Source organism: Cronobacter sp. 153480017-3 (assembly GCF_053627815.1).
The window spans coordinates 91,030-108,727 of the sequence record NZ_JBSEYN010000009.1 but is presented as its reverse complement, the minus strand read 5'-3'; the positions used below and the strand labels follow the sequence as shown (position 1 = coordinate 108,727).

The following is a 17,698-nucleotide window of genomic DNA, read 5'->3' as shown; positions in this document are numbered from 1 at the left end:
TTACTCGGCTTCCGGCGCAGCAGGGGCTGCTGCTTCCTGAGTCTGCTCGGTTGCTTCTTTGATGCTCAGACGTACGCGGCCCTGACGGTCAACTTCCAGTACCTTAACCGGTACTTCCTGACCCATCTGCAGATAGTCGGTCACTTTCTCAACGCGCTTGTCGGCGATCTGAGAGATGTGTACCAGACCTTCTTTACCGCCGCCGATAGCGACGAAGGCACCGAAGTCAACGATGCGGGTCACTTTACCATTGTAGATACGGCCCACTTCGATTTCAGCGGTAATTTCTTCGATACGACGAATCGCGTGTTTCGCTTTCTCGCCATCGGTCGCTGCAATTTTCACCGTACCGTCATCTTCGATTTCGATGGTGGTGCCGGTTTCTTCGGTCAGCGCACGAATCACAGAACCGCCTTTACCGATCACGTCTTTGATCTTGTCCGGGCTGATCTTGATGGTGTGAATACGCGGTGCGAACTGAGAGATATCGCCACGCGGTGCGTTGATAGCCTGTTCCATCACGCCAAGAATGTGCAGACGCGCACCTTTAGCCTGATTCAGCGCCACCTGCATGATCTCTTTGGTGATGCCTTCGATTTTGATATCCATCTGCAGCGCAGTGATACCTTCACGGGAACCGGCTACTTTGAAGTCCATGTCGCCCAGGTGGTCTTCATCACCCAGAATGTCGGACAGTACGACAAAGTTTTCGCCTTCTTTCACCAGACCCATCGCAATACCCGCGACAGCGGCTTTAATCGGCACGCCCGCGTCCATCAGCGCCAGAGAAGCGCCACACACGGAAGCCATGGAAGAAGAACCATTGGATTCGGTGATTTCAGACACCACGCGGACGGTGTACGGGAAGCGGTCAGCTGCCGGCATGACTGCCAGTACGCCGCGTTTCGCCAGACGACCGTGACCGATTTCACGACGCTTCGGAGAACCGACCATGCCGGTTTCGCCGACAGAGTACGGAGGGAAGTTGTAGTGGAACAGGAAGCGGTCAGTACGCTCGCCCATCAGTTCGTCGATATTCTGCGCGTCGCGTTCGGTACCGAGCGTCGCGGTAACCAGCGCCTGCGTTTCACCACGGGTGAACAGCGCGGAGCCGTGAGTACGCGGCAGTACGCCAGTGCGCACGTCCAGGCCACGGATCATGTCTTTTTCGCGACCATCGATACGCGGTTCGCCAGCCAGTACGCGAGAACGAACAACGTTCTTCTCGATAGCGTGCAGGATGTCGCCCAGCTCGTTTTCGTCAAGCGCGTCGCCTTCGGCCTGTTCAGCCTGCAGTGCCGCGATAACGTCCGCTTTGATAGCGTCGATCTGGCTGTAACGTTCTTGTTTGTCGGTGATGCGGTACGCGTCGCTCAGACGAGATTCAGCCAGCGCTTTCACGCGCGCGTTCAGCGCTTCGTTAGCGGCTTCAGGCTGCCAGTCCCAGCGCGGTTTGCCCGCTTCTTTCACCAGATCGTTGATGTTCTGAATCACAACCTGCTGCTGCTCGTGGCCGAACACCACGGCGCCCAGCATCTGATCTTCGCTCAGCAGTTCAGCTTCGGATTCCACCATCAGCACGGCGCTTTCAGTACCAGCGACAACCAGATCCAGTTTGCTGGATTTCAGCTCATCCTGGGTCGGGTTCAGTACGTACTGGTCGTTGATGTAACCCACGCGCGCGGCACCAATCGGGCCGTTGAACGGAATACCGGACAGAGACAGCGCAGCGGACGCGCCGATCATGGCGACGATATCCGGGTTAACCTGCGGGTTAACGGAAACGACGGTCGCGATAACCTGAACTTCGTTAACGAAGCCTTCCGGGAACAGCGGACGCAGCGGGCGGTCAATCAGACGCGCGATCAGCGTTTCGCCTTCGCTTGGACGGCCTTCACGACGGAAGAAACCGCCCGGGATGCGGCCAGCAGCGTAGGTACGCTCCTGATAGTTAATGGTCAGCGGGAAAAAGTCCTGGCCGGGCTTCGCTTTTTTAGCACCAACTACGGTCACGAATACCGCAGTGTCATCCATGCTTACCATCACGGCAGCAGTGGCCTGACGAGCCATCATTCCGGTTTCAAGAGTGACAGTATGTTGACCATACTGAAATTTGCGGACGATCGGATTAAGCAAAATTATACCCTTTCTAAATGAAGAACAGCACGCCCAAAGCCGTGCTGACAGTACCCGATCTTCTTTGCATCCTCGCGACTAATGACAACCTTAACCCGCCTGTGCGGATAAAGCCTCTCATTAGCCGCGCGAACCTCTGCAACGAAGATCATACTTAGCAACAATACATGAGTTTACTCGCAATTGCTGCCGTCTGGTCGAAAAAAGGGGCCGTAAAGGCCCCCTTTTCTGAAACTCGCAGTGATTAGCGACGCAGACCCAGGCGCTCGATCAGCGCAGTGTAGCGTGCTACATCTTTACGTTTCAGGTAGTCGAGCAGTTTACGACGCTGAGAAACCATGCGCAGCAGACCACGACGGCTGTGGTGATCTTTTTTGTGCTCTGCAAAGTGACCCTGCAGGTGGTTGATCTGCGCAGTCAGCAGGGCAACCTGAACTTCGGTAGAACCGCTGTCGTTCTCACCACGACCAAACTCAGAAACGATTTTAGCTTTAGCTTCAACGCTTAGAGACATTTTTAACTCCAGTTTATAAAAAATAAGGGTGCCGATCTCTAATTCAGCCACCCGAGGCTACATCTGCATTTAAAATGACGATGTAGTGTTTAGCCGCAATATTCTACCTGTCGCGGCCTGTTATCGCAAGGTAACGACGAGGGTTAAACCGGATACTCTACGACCAGACGGCGAGGTGCCACGCGCCCTTCGCTGTCGATTTCACCCATGCCGAGAAACTTCTGCGCTTCGCCTTCCGTTACGCGAACAAGGCCTTCTGACGGCGCGCCCGTAGTGCGTACCGGATTGCCGTTCTTAAAGTAAACGGATGACGTCAGCGGCAGGTTCACCACGGGGTAATCCGCAGCCGGGCTGTCCATCGGCATTAACAGTGGATCGAGCAGTTCAGACGGCGCGATATCACGCGTCTGTGCTTCTTCAAGCAGCGCGTTGAGCTGCTCAAGCGTTACCATACGCTCGACAGGATATTTACTGACTGCCAGACGACGCAGATAAATCACATGCGCGCCGCAGCCGAGCTTCTCGCCCAAATCGTCAATGATGGTGCGGATGTAAGTCCCTTTCGAGCAGTGCACTTCCAGCTCAAGCTCATCGCCTTCATGACGAATAAACAGCAGCTCATAAACGGTAATCGGGCGCGCTTCACGCGGTACTTCAATCCCCTGACGCGCATACTCGTACAGCGGTTTACCCTGATACTTCAGCGCCGAGAACATGGTCGGCACCTGCAGGGTATCGCCACGGAAGCTTTCCAGCGCATCCTGCAGTTGCTGCTCGCTGAACGTGACCGGGCGCTCTTCCACCACCGTGCCGTCAGCATCAGAAGTGTCAGTACGCTGGCCAAGACGCGCAATCACGCGATAGCGTTTGTCGGAATCAAGCAGATACTGAGAAAACTTGGTCGCTTCACCGAGGCAGATGGGCAGCATGCCGGTCGCCAGCGGGTCCAGCGCGCCGGTGTGACCAGCGCGATTGGCGTTATAAATACGTTTTACTTTTTGCAGCGCATCGTTGGAGGAGAGCCCCTGCGGCTTATCCAGCAACAATACGCCATGCACATCGCGACCGCGACGACGAGGACGACTCATTATTCCTCCTTGTCGTCGTCCGGATTAACGCGACGCTCTTCGTCGTGTTTCACTACGCTGGTGACCAGGTTGGACATCCGCATCCCTTCGACCAGGGAGTTGTCGTAGAAGAAGGTCAGTTCCGGCACGATGCGCAGACGCATCGCTTTGCCCAGCAGGGAGCGAATAAAGCCAGACGCGTCCTGCAGCGCTTTGATACCAGCTTTTACCGCCGCTTCGTCTTTATCGTTCAGGAACGTCACGAACACTTTGGCATACGCCAGGTCGCGGGATACTTCAACGCCCGATACGGTGGTCATCAGCCCAACGCGCGGATCTTTGATTTCGCGCTGCAGAATGATGGCAATCTCTTTTTGCATCTCCTGCGCCACGCGCTGCGGGCGACCAAATTCTTTCGCCATAATAAAATCTCCAGACAAAAAAGGGGCTATTAGCCCCTTTTGAATAGTCATACCGGGTGGCGCTTCGCTAACCCGGCCTACAAAATGTGTCCTAATCCAGGCCCGGCAGACGCAGTGCGCCGGGCATAACAGGGATTAGTCGATGCTGCGCTGGATTTCGATGATCTCGAAGACTTCGATCATGTCGCCAACACGGACGTCGTTGTAGTTCTTAACGCCGATACCACATTCCATGCCGTTACGGACTTCGTTAACGTCATCTTTGAAGCGGCGCAGGGATTCCAGCTCGCCTTCATAGATAACCACGTTGTCGCGCAGTACGCGGATGGGGTTATGACGCTTAATCGTGCCTTCGGTAACCATACAGCCCGCGATCGCGCCGAATTTCGGCGATTTGAACACGTCACGTACTTCGGCCAGACCAATGATCTGCTGTTTCAGCTCAGGCGACAGCATGCCGCTCATCGCCGCTTTCACTTCGTCGATCAGATTATAGATGACGGAGTAGTAGCGCAGATCCAGGCTTTCCGCTTCGATAACACGGCGCGCAGAGGCGTCGGCACGAACGTTGAAGCCCACCAGGATGGCGTTGGAAGCCGCAGCCAGCGTGGCGTCGGTTTCGGTGATACCACCCACGCCGGAGCCAACAATCTTCACCTTCACTTCGTCGGTGGAGAGTTTCAGCAGGGAGTCGGAAATTGCTTCTACGGAGCCCTGTACGTCGGCTTTCAGCACGATGTTGACTTCGTGAACTTCGCCCTCGGTCATGTTCGCGAACATGTTTTCGAGTTTCGATTTCTGCTGACGCGCCAGTTTGACTTCGCGGAATTTACCCTGACGATAGAGCGCCACTTCACGCGCTTTCTTCTCATCACGCACCACGGTCACTTCGTCACCCGCGGCAGGAACGCCGGAGAGCCCCAGAATCTCAACAGGAATGGACGGACCGGCTTCCTGGACTTCCTGGTTCAGTTCGTTACGCATCGCACGCACGCGGCCATATTCGAAGCCACACAGCACGATATCGCCTTTGTTCAGCGTACCTTCGCGAACCAGAACGGTAGCGACCGGACCACGACCTTTATCCAGGAAGGATTCGATAACCACGCCGCTCGCCATACCTTTACGTACCGCTTTCAGTTCCAGAACTTCGGACTGCAGCAGGATGGCGTCCAGCAGCTCATCGATACCGGTACCCGCTTTCGCAGAAACGTGGACGAACTGGCAATCGCCGCCCCACTCTTCCGGGATGATGCCGTGCTGAGACAGTTCGTTTTTAACACGATCCGGATCGGCATCAGGCTTATCGATTTTGTTCACCGCAACGACAACCGGCACTTTCGCCGCTTTCGCATGCTGGATAGCTTCGATGGTCTGAGGCATCACGCCGTCGTCCGCCGCAACCACCAGAACCACGATATCCGTTGCCTGCGCACCACGTGCACGCATCGCGGTAAACGCGGCGTGACCCGGGGTATCCAGGAAGGTGATCATGCCGTTATCGGTCTGCACATGGTATGCACCGATGTGCTGGGTAATGCCGCCCGCTTCACCCGAGGCCACTTTCGTGGAACGGATATAGTCGAGCAGAGAGGTTTTACCGTGGTCAACGTGACCCATGATGGTCACAACCGGCGCGCGCGGCTCAGCCTGTGCGCCCATATCACGGTCGCTCATTACCGCTTCTTCCAGCTCGTTTTCACGACGCAGGATAACTTTGTGGCCCATCTCTTCAGCAACCAGCTGCGCGGTTTCCTGATCGATGACCTGGTTGATGGTCGCCATCGCGCCGAGCTTCATCATCGCTTTGATAACCTGAGAGCCTTTTACAGCCATCTTGTTAGCGAGTTCAGCCACGGTGATGGTTTCACCGATAACAACGTCACGGTTAACCGCCTGAGCCGGCTTGTTGAAGCCCTGCTGCAGGGAGCTGCCTTTACGTTTGCCGCCTTTACCGCCGCGAACGGCTGCACGGGCTTCTTCACGATCCGCTTTGGATTCGGAATGTTTGTTGCTTTTCTTCTGGCGTGCGACTTTCGCCGGACGCGCGCGACCACGGCCGCCTTCTACTTCACGGTCGCTGTCATCTTCTGCCTGACGCGCATGCTGTGAAGTGGTGACATGGTAGTCGCTGGTATCTTCAGATTCTTCTTCGCTGCCGCTTTCCCACTTGGTCGCGTTCTCTTCAGCCATACGACGGGCTTCTTCCGCTACGCGACGGGCATTTTCTTCCAGCTTGCGACGCGCTTCTTCTTCGGCCTTGCGCTTAAGTTCAAGGGCTTCAGCTTCGCGGCGGGCTTTTTCCGCCTGAGCAGCTTTGCTCACTTCGTCAGTTTGTTGATTGCTCACTTTGCTCGTTTCCGCAGCTTCACGTTTCGCTTTATCAGCGGCATCGCGTTTAGCTTGTTCTTCAGCTTCACGTTTAGCCTTATCGCCGGCTTCACGCTTGGCTTTTTCCTCTGCCTCTCGCTTGGCAGCTTCCTCTGCTTCACGACGGGCCTGCTCTTCCGCCTCACGCTTCGCCTGTTCTTCCGCGGCGAGACGCTCTGCCTCTTGCGGATCACGTTTTACAAAGGTGCGTTTTTTGCGGACTTCGATCTGTACCGACTTACTTTTCCCGCCGGTACCCTGAATATTTAAAGTACTGCGCGTTTTGCGCTGTAAAGTCAACTTATCCGGCCCTGAGCCATGTTCGCGGTTCAGGTGCGCCAGTAAGGCTCGTTTCTCTTGTGCCGTCACAGAGTCTTCAGCGGACTTCGGGATCCCTGCATCAGCGAATTGCTGTACCAGGCGGTCCACGGAGGTCTGAATCTCTGCGGCCAGCGCTTTTACGGTTACATCAGTCATGCTGTTCCTTCCTGCTACAGTTTATTACGCTTCGTCGCTAAACCAGCGGATGTTACGAGCGGCCATGATAAGCTCACCGGCTTTCTCATCGGTCAACCCTTCGATATCCGCGAGGTCGTCCACGCCCTGATCGGCGAGGTCATCAAGCGTACACACACCGCGCGCAGCGAGTTTGTAAGCCAGCGTGCGATCCATGCCTTCAAGGTTCAGCAGATCGTCAGCCGGTTTGTTATCGCCGAGGCTCTCTTCCTGAGCCAGCGCAAGGGTGGTGAGCGCGTTCTTAGCACGTTCGCGTAATGCTTCCACGGTCGGCTCATCCAGGCCGTCAATTTCCAGCAGCTCTTTCATCGGCACATAAGCCAGTTCTTCGAGCGTGGAGAAGCCTTCTTCCACCAGAACCGTGGCGAACTCTTCATCAATATCGAGATACTTAGTGAAAGTATCGATAGCGGCGTGCGCTTCAGCCTGATGCTTGGCCTGAAGGTCTTCAACGGTCATGACGTTGAGTTCCCAGCCGCTCAGCTGTGAAGCAAGACGCACGTTCTGGCCGTTACGGCCAATAGCCTGCGCCAGATTGCCCGCTTCGACGGCGATATCCATGGTGTGTTTGTCTTCATCCACCACGATAGAGGCTACATCTGCCGGTGCCATGGCGTTGATAACGAACTGCGCAGGATTATCATCCCACAGCACGATATCAATACGCTCGCCGCCAAGCTCGGTCGACACAGCCTGAACACGCGCGCCACGCATGCCTACGCAGGCACCGACCGGGTCGATACGCTTGTCGTTGGTTTTCACCGCGATTTTAGCGCGTGAGCCCGGATCGCGAGCTGCCGCTTTAATTTCAATCACTTCTTCGCCGATTTCCGGTACTTCGATGCGGAACAGCTCGATCAGCATCTCCGGCTTGGCGCGAGTGACAAACAGCTGAGCGCCGCGTGCTTCAGGACGGACAGCGTACAGTACGCCGCGGATGCGATCGCCCGGGCGGAAGTTTTCACGCGGCAGCATGTCTTCACGCAGAATGACCGCTTCAGCATTGCTGCCGAGGTCCAGCGTGATGTTTTCGCGGTTCACTTTTTTCACCACGCCGGTGATGATTTCACCTTCATGCTCGCGGAACTGGTCAACGACCATCGCGCGCTCAGCTTCACGCACTTTCTGTACGATGACCTGTTTCGCGGTCTGCGTGGTGATACGGTCAAACGTTACGGATTCGATCTGATCTTCAACGTAGTCGCCAACATTCAGGCTCGGATCTTCGTAACGTGCCGCTTCCAGCGTGATTTCGCGGGTCGGCTGGGTAACTTCTTCGACAATGACCCAGCGGCGGAACGTATCGAAATCACCGCTTTTACGGTCGATGCTCACGCGAACATCGATCTCTTGTTCATATTTTTTCTTGGTTGCCGTAGCCAGGGCGCTTTCCAGCGCTTCAAAAATTTTCTCGCGCGGAACCGCTTTTTCGTTGGAAACTGCTTCGACAACAGCCAAAATTTCTTTATTCATCAGGGGCCTTCGCCTCAATCCAGACTGTTAAAATTGGGGTACCAGGTTCGCTCTCTGGATGTTGCTGAGCGCGAACACTTCATCTTTGCCGTCAACTGCAACGGTAATCATCTCGCCATCAACGGCTTTAATGATCCCCTGCCACTTACGACGATTCTGTACCGCCATACGCAGTACCAGCGTCACCTCTTCGCCAGTGTAACGGGCATAATGTTCGGCAGTGAAGAGAGGACGGTCGAGGCCAGGCGAGGAGACTTCCAGGTTATAAGCGACCGTAATAGGGTCTTCGACATCCAGAACGGAGCTAACCTGGTGGCTGACATCAGCACAATCGTCAACAGTGATGCCATCTTCACTATCAATATAGATGCGCAGCGTCGATGTGCGACCGCGAATGAATTCGATGCCGACGAGTTCGTAGCCCAGCGCTTCCACCGGTGCCGTAATCATCTCTGTTAATTTTTGCTCTAATGTGGACAAGCCCACCCCCGGGACATAAAAAAAGGGCATATAGCCCAGTTATTCTTTAGCCAGATAACAAAAAACCCCGATAAATCGGGGCTTTTAATAACTGAACCCTGTAAACCGCGATGCGCGGCCCGGAACACCTTCCAGGGAATTTTCTTTCAAAAACGGTGAGGAAGGCATTCGCTGCACTTCACAGTATATTTGAAAAACAACTCTCAGGGAAAGTGGTTGCGGGGGCCGGATTTGAACCGACGACCTTCGGGTTATGAGCCCGACGAGCTACCAGGCTGCTCCACCCCGCGTCCGAAAACGTGGCAAATACTACGCCTTTAACGTCTAAATTGCAAGTTTTGCTGGGATTTGGTACCGAGGACGGGACTTGAACCCGTAAGCCCAATCGGGCACTACCACCTCAAGGTAGCGTGTCTACCAATTCCACCACCTCGGCACTATAGTGCGCAGTTTCTGTTTACTGCGCGAAGCTGACAAATTAACGCGGGATATCGCTGGTCGGCTTAGCCGGCGCTGCGGGCTGAGTCTGCTCAGTTTTTGCTGGCGCAGTCAGGTTTTCCCACTCGCTTCCTTTATTGGTTTTGTTGCTGTTAATGTTACCCAGCACCAGGCTGATAATGAAGAACAGGGTTGCCAGCACAGCGGTCATACGGGTCATGAAGTTACCAGAACCACTTGAACCGAACAGCGTAGCAGAAGCGCCTGCGCCAAAAGAGGCTCCCATATCAGCGCCTTTACCTTGCTGCAGCATGATAAGACCAACAAGGCCCAGCGCTACAATAAGGAAAACTACCAAAAGAGCTTCGTACATAATCAACCTGTTCCTTGCGGGGTTACCGCAGCCAATTGCTTCAAACCAATAAAGCAGGGGTATTTGTCATTCCCTACTGAAGCGGGTGTGAATACTAACGAAAGAGTCATGGGCGCGCAAGTGCAATTTCATCGACAAATGCTGACTGCGGAAAAAAACGGCAAAACGCGCTAAAATGACGATTTTAAAGGCGACTTTCGTCGCCTTTTTAAACGCTCGGGGCTTAAACGGCTTTCACGGCATCCGCGATACGATGCGCAAACTCCGTCACCTGCGCTTCGTTTTCGCCTTCCACCATCACGCGGATAAGCGGCTCGGTACCGGATTTACGCAGCAGCACGCGTCCGCGTTTACCAAGCGCTTGCTCCACTTCTTCAGTTACCGCTTTCACCGTGTCATGTTCCAGCGGGTCGCCGCTGCCTGGCGTGAAGCGCACGTTCACCAGAATCTGCGGGAAGAGTTTCATCCCGCTGCAGAGATCGTGCAGGCTCATATGGTTACGCGCAATCGCCGTTAACACCTGCAAGGCTGCCACAATGCCGTCGCCTGTGGTGGTTTTATCCAGCAGGATAACGTGGCCTGAGTTCTCCGCCCCGATGCGCCAGCCTTTTTCCTGCATTTTTTCCAGCACGTAACGGTCGCCCACTTTCGCGCGCGCAAACGGAATACCAAGCTGTTTGAGAGCGACTTCCAGCCCCATGTTGCTCATGAGCGTGCCGACCGCGCCGCCGCGCAACTGGCCCTGACGCAATCCTTCACGGGCAATGATATAGAGGATCTGGTCGCCATCCACTTTGTTGCCTTCATGGTCGACCATAATGACGCGGTCGCCATCGCCGTCAAACGCGATACCCAGATCGGCTTTCTCGGCTACGACGCGCTCCTGCAGCAGGCGAACGTCCGTTGCGCCGCATTTTTCGTTGATGTTCAGGCCATCCGGCTCAGAGCCGATGGTTACGACGCGCGCGCCCAGCTCGCGCAGTACATTTGGCGCAATGTGATACGTCGCGCCGTTCGCGCAATCCACCACAATCTTCAGCCCGTTCAGGCTGAGCTCATTCGGGAATGTGCCTTTGCAAAATTCGATATAACGGCCTGCGGCATCCACAATACGGCTCGCTTTACCGAGCTCGGCGGAATCCACGCAGCTGATCTCTTTCTCAAGCTCAGCTTCGATAGCCTCTTCCACTTCATCAGGCAATTTCGTGCCCTCAATGGAGAAAAATTTGATGCCGTTATCGTAAAACGGGTTATGAGAGGCAGAAATGACAATGCCAGCCTCGGCACGAAAAGTACGCGTCAAATAGGCCACGGCTGGCGTGGGCATCGGCCCGGTAAAGAGCGCAGACAGCCCTGCCGCGGCCAGGCCCGCTTCCAGTGCGGATTCCAGCATGTAACCGGAAATACGGGTGTCCTTGCCGATAATGACTTTGCGGGAGCCGTGACGCGCCAGCACTTTACCTGCCGCCCAGCCAAGCTTCAGGACAAAATCAGGGGTAATTGGCGCATCGCCCACGCGACCGCGAATGCCATCGGTCCCAAAATATTTACGGTTACTCATAGTATTTTTTATCCTTCGCTGAAAGAGTTGCTTCCACCACGCGCATCGCTTCGACCGTCTCTTTGACGTCATGAACGCGAACGATCTGCGCGCCCTGCATCGCCGCCATAACCGCACAGGCAAGGCTTCCAGGCAAGCGCTGATCGGGTCCGACGTTAAGTAACTGGCCAATCATCGATTTACGCGACATTCCCACCAGCAAAGGCATTCCGAAACGCCGGAATTCTGAAAGCCGGGCGAGAAGCTGGTAATTGTGGGTCAGATTTTTACCGAAACCGAATCCCGGGTCGAGTATGATTTTTTCTTTTGTAATGCCCGCCGCCTCGCAGCGGGCGATATGCTGCTCAAAAAAACGTGTGACGTCGGCAAAGACATCGTCGTAATGCGGTGCCTGCTGCATCGTTTTCGGCTGGCCCTGCATATGCATCAGGCAAACCGGCAATCCGCTCTCTGCCGCCGCCTCAAGCGCGCCCGGCTCTGTCAGCGATCGAATATCGTTAATGATATGCGCCCCGGCACGCGCCGACTCGCGGATCACTTCTGGTTTGGAGGTATCGACAGACACCCAGACCTCAAAGCGCTGCGCCAGCGCCTCCACTACCGGTATCACGCGGGAAAGCTCTTCTTCCACGCTCACTTCCGCCGCTCCGGGGCGCGTCGACTCGCCGCCAACATCAATAATGGTCGCACCGGCGTTAATCATCGCGTTCGCATGTTTCACCGCCTCTGTGAGCGTGTTGTGCTGACCGCCATCGGAGAAAGAATCCGGCGTAACATTCAGGATCCCCATGACATGCGGGTGAGAAAGTTCGAGCGTTGAGCCCTGGGCGAAGAGTTTCATTGCCATTCCCTTATAAACTTGAATGAACTAAAACAGAAAACCCCGGACAGGCCGGGGTTTTAATTAATACAGCGGTGCTACAGCAGGCAATTATTTATCGCCAAACTGCTCAGACATGGTGTTGCCCGGGTTCGGCGTACGCGGTTCATCGACCGGACGCGGAGCACGCGGCGTACCGTTGCTGTCAGAGTTATTGTTGGCACCCGGATCTTCCCAGCCTGCCGGCGGGCGAACATCACGGCGAGCCATCAGATCGTCGATTTGCGGCGCGTCGATGGTTTCATACTTCATCAGCGCGTCTTTCATGGCATGCAGGATGTCCATGTTATCGTTCAGGATCTGACGAGCGCGGTTGTAGTTACGTTCAATCAGGGCTTTAACTTCCTGATCGATGATACGCGCCGTTTCATCTGACATATGCTTGGCTTTAGCCACGCTACGGCCCAGGAATACTTCGCCCTCTTCTTCCGCATACAGCAGCGGACCAAGTTTGTCGGAGAAGCCCCACTGGGTCACCATGTTACGCGCCAGGTTCGTCGCAACTTTAATGTCGTTAGACGCACCGGTGGAGACATGCTCCGGCCCGTAAATAATCTCTTCCGCCAGACGACCGCCGTACAGCGTGGAGATCTGGCTTTCCAGTTTCTGACGGCTGGCGCTGATAGCGTCGCCCTCAGGCAGGAAGAACGTGACGCCAAGCGCGCGACCGCGCGGGATAATCGTCACTTTATGCACCGGATCGTGCTCTGGCACCAGACGGCCGATAATCGCATGGCCCGCTTCGTGATACGCGGTGGATTCTTTCTGCGCTTCCGTCATCACCATGGAGCGGCGTTCCGCACCCATCATGATTTTGTCTTTCGCTTTCTCGAACTCAACCATTGAAACGACGCGCTTGTTACCGCGTGCGGCAAACAGCGCCGCTTCGTTGACCAGGTTTGCGAGATCGGCGCCGGAGAAGCCAGGCGTACCGCGCGCGATGATTGCCGCGTCGATATCCGGCGCCAGCGGTACGCGACGCATATGTACTTTCAGGATCTGCTCACGGCCACGAACATCCGGCAGACCAACCACGACCTGGCGGTCGAAACGGCCTGGACGCAGCAGCGCAGGGTCAAGCACGTCAGGACGGTTAGTCGCCGCGATGACAATAATGCCTTCGTTGCCTTCAAAACCATCCATCTCAACCAGCATCTGGTTCAGAGTCTGCTCACGTTCATCGTGACCACCGCCAAGACCCGCGCCGCGCTGACGACCCACCGCATCGATTTCATCGATAAAGATAATGCACGGTGCCGCTTTTTTAGCTTGCTCGAACATATCGCGAACACGGGACGCGCCCACACCCACGAACATTTCTACGAAGTCAGAACCGGAAATAGTAAAGAACGGCACTTTCGCCTCGCCCGCGATGGCTTTCGCCAGCAGGGTTTTACCGGTACCCGGCGGGCCGACCATCAGGACGCCCTTCGGAATTTTACCGCCCAGCTTCTGGAAACGGCTCGGCTCGCGCAGGTATTCCACCAGCTCGCCGACTTCCTCTTTCGCTTCGTCACAACCGGCCACGTCAGCGAAAGTGGTTTTAATCTGATCTTCCGTCAGCATGCGCGCTTTGCTTTTGCCGAACGACATGGCGCCTTTGCCACCGCCGCCCTGCATCTGACGCATGAAGAATATCCAGACCCCAATCAGCAGCAGCATCGGGAACCAGGAGATGAAGATAGTGGCCAGCAGGCTCTGCTCTTCAGGCGGTTCACCAACAACTTTTACGTTTTTGGTCAGCAGGTTATCAAGGAGTTTGGGATCGTTTACGGGAATATAAGTCGTGTATCGGTTACTATCTTTCTTGGTAACGTTGATTTCACGTCCGTTGATACGCGCTTCGCGAACCTGGTCCTGGTTAACTTCTTGCAGGAAGGTAGAGTAATCCACCCTACGGCCACTCGACTCGCTGGGCCCAAAGCTCTGGAATACTGACATCAGCACAACTGCGATGACCAGCCAGAGTATTAGGTTTTTCGCCATGTCACTCAAGGGATTAACCTCATATTACAACTGTGTTAACAAACAGCGTCAGGGTACTATAGTTTGCGCCCGGTCGCTACAATGTACACTTCACGTGAACGGGCACGAGAAGAGTCCGGCTTACGAACTTTAACCTTCGTAAACAGGGAGCGAATTTCCCGCAGGTACTCATCGAAACCTTCGCCCTGAAACACCTTCACTACAAAACTGCCGCCCGGTGCCAGCACATCCCGACACATCTCGAGCGCCAGTTCCACCAGATACATGGCGCGGGGGATATCCACAGCCGGAGTCCCGCTCATGTTCGGTGCCATATCTGACATGACAACCTGTACTTTACTGTCACCCACGCGTTCCAGTAACGCCTTCATGACTAATTCATCACGAAAGTCGCCCTGAAGGAAGTCCACACCAACGATAGGATCCATTGGTAAAAGATCGCAAGCGATAATACGGCCTGCTCCTCCGATTTGCGTGACCACATACTGTGACCATCCGCCAGGCGCGGCGCCAAGATCGACAACCGTCATGCCTGGTTTAAAAATCTTGTCACTTTGCTGTATTTCATCAAGTTTAAACCAGGCACGGGAACGTAACCCTTTTTTCTGCGCCTGTTGAACATATTTATCGCTAAAGTGTTCCTGAAGCCAGCGACTGGAGCTGGCAGAACGCTTTTTACCTGTCATTTCACATTCCATCCGGGTTCATCGTGAGCCGCAGGCTCAAAAACCCACGTTTTGCCATTTGGCGATAATTGGGAGATGGCGGTAGAATGACCCGTTTTCAATCCCAACGTAAGCAAAAAATACGATGAATCTGAGTACTAAACAAAAACAGCACCTGAAAGGTCTCGCCCATCCGCTCAAGCCAGTGGTTATGCTTGGCAATAATGGTTTGACCGAAGGGGTACTGGCCGAGATTGAGCAAGCGCTTGAGCACCATGAGTTAATCAAGGTGAAGATCGCCACTGAAGACCGCGAAACTAAGACCCTGATTGTGGATGCCATCGTACGTGAAACCGGCGCCTGCAATGTACAGGTCATCGGGAAAACGCTGGTGCTCTACCGCCCGTCAAAGGAACGTAAAATTTCGCTGCCCCGCTAAGCTGTGGGTTTTGCGAGCGATCGCAGAAGCCGCAAACTACAGGCGAGGGTGCAAAATGCCACGCTCCGTTTGTTGATAAAAGGCCGCGTAGCGGCCTTTTTCCTTTCTTTACAATCTGAACGGCATCGTTGTTATGCCGGTTAAGGTTAATCGCACAAGTCAGTAAATCTGACTATCAGGCGCGCCGCTTACCGAAAAAACGGCCGTTCAGAGGCGGGTATTAAAGATAATCGACTTTGATGATTTCAAATTCGACCTGGCCGCCCGGGGTGTTAATCGTCACCACGTCGTCCAGCTCTTTACCCACCAGACCGCGCGCGATAGGCGAGTTCACAGAAATAAGGTTCTGTTTGAAGTCCGCTTCGTCGTCGCCAACGATGCGGTAGGTCAGCTCTTCATCGGTATCCAGGTTCAGTACCGTCACGGTGGAGCCGAAAATCACGCGGCCATTGTTTGGCATCTTGGTGATATCAATCACCTGGGCGTTCGAGAGCTTCGCTTCGATATCTTTAATACGCCCTTCGCAGAACCCCTGCTGCTCGCGAGCGGCATGGTATTCGGCATTCTCTTTCAGATCGCCATGCTCGCGGGCTTCGGCGATAGCGGCGATGATTTCCGGGCGACGCACGGATTTCAGAAACTCCAGCTCTTCGCGCAGTTTCTCAGCACCACGTAAGGTCATCGGAATAGGTTGCATTTGTTATACCTCTCACTGTCCTGTTAAGAACGGTTCACAGCCCGCTCCGGCTGCACGCCAGCCCGGAAAACCTTCCAGTCCCGGACGGCAAACAAAAGAAAACTGACCCGGAGACAAAGCCCCAGGTCAGGAACGATTTTGCAATTTGATACGTATTTTACCCTGAAGTTCCCGAAGGGTCATCGTTTACTTTGCAGGGCGATGCGCCTTAGTATGACGGCACGTTTCCAGCTGTTACCGCGAGATTATGCGATTTTCCAGATTTGCTGTCGGATTGACCACCAGTGTAGCCCTGAATGCCAGTGCCGCCAATGTCGAAGAGTATATCAATCAGTTACCCGCCGGCGCGAATCTCGCCCTGATGGTGCAAAAAGTCGGAGCCAGCTCCCCTGAGATTGATTTTCACAGCCAGCAGATGGCGCTCCCCGCCAGTACGCAAAAAGTGATCACGGCGCTGGCCGCGCTGTTACAGCTCGGCCCTGACTACCGCTTCACCACAACGCTTGAAAGCCGTGGCGATGTGCGCGACGGCGTGCTTGATGGCGATTTAATCGCGCGTTTCACTGGCGATCCGACCTTTAAGCGCCAGGATATGCGCAATATGGTGACGGCGCTGAAAAAAGCGGGCGTTCAGCAAATAAAAGGAAACGTGCTGATCGACACCTCCGCTTTCGCAAGTCATGACAAAGCGCCCGGCTGGCCGTGGAACGATATGACGCAATGCTTCAGCGCCCCGCCGTCAGCCGCCATTGTCGATCGTAATTGCTTTTCGGTATCGCTCTACAGCGCCCCGCAGGCGGGTGAACCGGCATTTGTACGCATCGCCTCGTATTATCCGGTTAACGTTTACAGTCAGGTAAAAACCCTGCCGCGCGGCTCGTCAGAGGCGCAGTATTGCGAGCTGGATGTGGTCACGGGCGATCTTAACCGCTATACGCTCACTGGCTGTATGACGCAGCGTGCCGATCCGCTGCCGCTGGCCTTCGCCATTCAGGATGGCGCGGGCTATGCCGGCGCGATACTGAAAGCGGAGCTGAAACAAGCGGGCATCACTTATAACGGTACGCTGCTACGCCAGACGCAACCCAACGAGCCGGGGACGGTTATCGCGAGCCGCCAGTCTCCGCCGCTGCACGATCTCCTGCGTGTGATGCTGAAGAAATCCGACAACATGATCGCCGACACGGTGTTTCGCACCATCGGGCGTAACTTTTACGGCGTGCCTGGCACCTGGCGGGCAGGCGCGGATGCCGTCCGCCAGATCCTGCGTCAGAAAGCAGGTGTGGATTTAGGCAATACGATCGTAGTGGATGGTTCCGGCCTGTCGCGCCATAATCTGATAGCCCCCGCGACGATGATGCAGGTGCTGCAATACATTGCCCGCAACGACAGCCAGCTGAACTTTATCTCTATGCTGCCGCTGGCAGGGCACGACGGGTCGTTGCTGTACCGCGCGGGTCTCCACGAGGCGGGCGTTGACGGAAAAGTCTCCGCCAAAACCGGCTCGCTGCAAGGGGTCTATAACCTTGCGGGCTTTATTACGACGGCCAGCGGACAACGCATGGCGTTCGTTCAGTATCTTTCCGGCTACGCCGTAGAGCCTGCCGATCAGCGCAACCGCCGTATTCCGCTGGTGCGCTTTGAAAGCCGGCTTTACCGCGACCTCTACCAGAATAATTAA

The 17,698-nt window shown here is 55.1% G+C and carries 15 protein-coding genes and 2 tRNA genes; 2 read left to right on the top strand and 15 right to left on the bottom strand.

The window, feature by feature from the left end; all coding sequences use genetic code 11:
• The 14 genes from pnp to rlmE all read right to left on the bottom strand — a co-directional run bounded on the left by pnp (position 1) and on the right by rlmE (position 14,902).
• Positions 1-2,136 (bottom strand): polyribonucleotide nucleotidyltransferase, encoded by a 2,136-nt coding sequence (pnp, locus tag ACUW6V_RS18045; RefSeq protein ID WP_015387065.1) that lies wholly within the window; start codon positions 2,134-2,136, stop codon positions 1-3.
• 244 nt (positions 2,137-2,380) lie between these two features.
• Positions 2,381-2,650, bottom strand: a complete 270-nt coding sequence (gene rpsO / locus ACUW6V_RS18040) for a 30S ribosomal protein S15 (RefSeq protein WP_004385056.1) — start codon at positions 2,648-2,650, stop codon at positions 2,381-2,383.
• Positions 2,651-2,793: 143 nt separating this feature from the next.
• Positions 2,794-3,738: a tRNA pseudouridine(55) synthase TruB gene (gene truB, locus ACUW6V_RS18035; RefSeq protein ID WP_007872882.1), complete on the bottom strand. Its 945-nt coding sequence runs from the start codon at positions 3,736-3,738 to the stop codon at positions 2,794-2,796.
• Complete coding sequence (rbfA, locus tag ACUW6V_RS18030; RefSeq protein WP_004385058.1) at positions 3,738-4,139, bottom strand: 30S ribosome-binding factor RbfA; 402 nt, start codon at positions 4,137-4,139, stop codon at positions 3,738-3,740. The genes truB and rbfA overlap by 1 nt, the downstream gene beginning before the upstream one ends.
• A gap of 135 nt (positions 4,140-4,274) precedes the next feature.
• The gene (gene infB, locus ACUW6V_RS18025) at positions 4,275-6,986 is read right to left on the bottom strand and encodes a translation initiation factor IF-2 (protein ID WP_454038736.1); all 2,712 of its coding nucleotides are present in this window, start codon (positions 6,984-6,986) and stop codon (positions 4,275-4,277) included.
• Between the two features lie 24 nt (positions 6,987-7,010).
• Positions 7,011-8,498: a transcription termination factor NusA gene (gene nusA, locus ACUW6V_RS18020; RefSeq protein ID WP_007780472.1), complete on the bottom strand. Its 1,488-nt coding sequence runs from the start codon at positions 8,496-8,498 to the stop codon at positions 7,011-7,013.
• A gap of 27 nt (positions 8,499-8,525) precedes the next feature.
• Positions 8,526-8,978, bottom strand: a complete 453-nt coding sequence (gene rimP, locus ACUW6V_RS18015) for a ribosome maturation factor RimP (RefSeq protein WP_004385061.1) — start codon at positions 8,976-8,978, stop codon at positions 8,526-8,528.
• Positions 8,979-9,191: 213 nt separating this feature from the next.
• Positions 9,192-9,268, bottom strand: a tRNA-Met gene (locus tag ACUW6V_RS18010).
• A 59-nt stretch (positions 9,269-9,327) separates the two neighbouring features.
• Positions 9,328-9,414: transfer RNA gene (locus tag ACUW6V_RS18005), tRNA-Leu, on the bottom strand.
• A gap of 42 nt (positions 9,415-9,456) precedes the next feature.
• Positions 9,457-9,789: a preprotein translocase subunit SecG gene (gene secG / locus ACUW6V_RS18000; RefSeq protein ID WP_004385062.1), complete on the bottom strand. Its 333-nt coding sequence runs from the start codon at positions 9,787-9,789 to the stop codon at positions 9,457-9,459.
• A 223-nt stretch (positions 9,790-10,012) separates the two neighbouring features.
• The gene (gene glmM, locus ACUW6V_RS17995) at positions 10,013-11,350 is read right to left on the bottom strand and encodes a phosphoglucosamine mutase (protein ID WP_004385063.1); all 1,338 of its coding nucleotides are present in this window, start codon (positions 11,348-11,350) and stop codon (positions 10,013-10,015) included.
• A complete protein-coding gene (gene folP, locus ACUW6V_RS17990; RefSeq protein ID WP_097649774.1) occupies positions 11,343-12,191 on the bottom strand; it encodes a dihydropteroate synthase in 849 nt (282 codons plus the stop codon). The genes glmM and folP overlap by 8 nt, the downstream gene beginning before the upstream one ends.
• Positions 12,192-12,281: 90 nt before the next feature.
• A complete protein-coding gene (gene ftsH / locus ACUW6V_RS17985) occupies positions 12,282-14,216 on the bottom strand; it encodes an ATP-dependent zinc metalloprotease FtsH (RefSeq protein WP_004385065.1) in 1,935 nt (644 codons plus the stop codon).
• Between the two features lie 56 nt (positions 14,217-14,272).
• Entirely contained in the window at positions 14,273-14,902 is a 630-nt protein-coding gene (rlmE, locus tag ACUW6V_RS17980; protein ID WP_004385066.1) for a 23S rRNA (uridine(2552)-2'-O)-methyltransferase RlmE, read from the bottom strand.
• 124 nt (positions 14,903-15,026) lie between these two features.
• On the opposite strand from rlmE, the gene yhbY reads away from it, so the two are divergent.
• Positions 15,027-15,320, top strand: a complete 294-nt coding sequence (yhbY, locus tag ACUW6V_RS17975) for a ribosome assembly RNA-binding protein YhbY (RefSeq protein WP_004385067.1) — start codon at positions 15,027-15,029, stop codon at positions 15,318-15,320.
• A gap of 220 nt (positions 15,321-15,540) precedes the next feature.
• Here yhbY and greA read toward each other — a convergent pair whose 3' ends face one another.
• Positions 15,541-16,017: a transcription elongation factor GreA gene (gene greA, locus ACUW6V_RS17970; protein ID WP_004385068.1), complete on the bottom strand. Its 477-nt coding sequence runs from the start codon at positions 16,015-16,017 to the stop codon at positions 15,541-15,543.
• Between the two features lie 247 nt (positions 16,018-16,264).
• Between greA and dacB the strand changes: the two genes are divergently transcribed.
• Positions 16,265-17,698, top strand: coding sequence for a serine-type D-Ala-D-Ala carboxypeptidase (gene dacB / locus ACUW6V_RS17965; RefSeq protein ID WP_007872860.1), 1,434 nt, complete (start codon positions 16,265-16,267; stop codon positions 17,696-17,698).

What these genes read in the sequence shown, in the direction of transcription:
- rpsO (WP_004385056.1), bottom strand. Translation starts at nt 2,650, where the DNA reads ATGTCTCTAAGCGTTGAAGCTAAAGCTAAAATCGTTTCTGAGTTTGGT.
- truB (WP_007872882.1), bottom strand. Translation starts at nt 3,738, where the DNA reads ATGAGTCGTCCTCGTCGTCGCGGTCGCGATGTGCATGGCGTATTGTTG.
- rbfA (WP_004385058.1), bottom strand. Translation starts at nt 4,139, where the DNA reads ATGGCGAAAGAATTTGGTCGCCCGCAGCGCGTGGCGCAGGAGATGCAA.
- infB (WP_454038736.1), bottom strand. Translation starts at nt 6,986, where the DNA reads ATGACTGATGTAACCGTAAAAGCGCTGGCCGCAGAGATTCAGACCTCC.
- nusA (WP_007780472.1), bottom strand. Translation starts at nt 8,498, where the DNA reads ATGAATAAAGAAATTTTGGCTGTTGTCGAAGCAGTTTCCAACGAAAAA.
- secG (WP_004385062.1), bottom strand. Translation starts at nt 9,789, where the DNA reads ATGTACGAAGCTCTTTTGGTAGTTTTCCTTATTGTAGCGCTGGGCCTT.
- glmM (WP_004385063.1), bottom strand. Translation starts at nt 11,350, where the DNA reads ATGAGTAACCGTAAATATTTTGGGACCGATGGCATTCGCGGTCGCGTG.
- folP (WP_097649774.1), bottom strand. Translation starts at nt 12,191, where the DNA reads ATGAAACTCTTCGCCCAGGGCTCAACGCTCGAACTTTCTCACCCGCAT.
- ftsH (WP_004385065.1), bottom strand. Translation starts at nt 14,216, where the DNA reads ATGGCGAAAAACCTAATACTCTGGCTGGTCATCGCAGTTGTGCTGATG.
- rlmE (WP_004385066.1), bottom strand. Translation starts at nt 14,902, where the DNA reads ATGACAGGTAAAAAGCGTTCTGCCAGCTCCAGTCGCTGGCTTCAGGAA.
- yhbY (WP_004385067.1), top strand. Translation starts at nt 15,027, where the DNA reads ATGAATCTGAGTACTAAACAAAAACAGCACCTGAAAGGTCTCGCCCAT.
- greA (WP_004385068.1), bottom strand. Translation starts at nt 16,017, where the DNA reads ATGCAACCTATTCCGATGACCTTACGTGGTGCTGAGAAACTGCGCGAA.
- dacB (WP_007872860.1), top strand. Translation starts at nt 16,265, where the DNA reads ATGCGATTTTCCAGATTTGCTGTCGGATTGACCACCAGTGTAGCCCTG.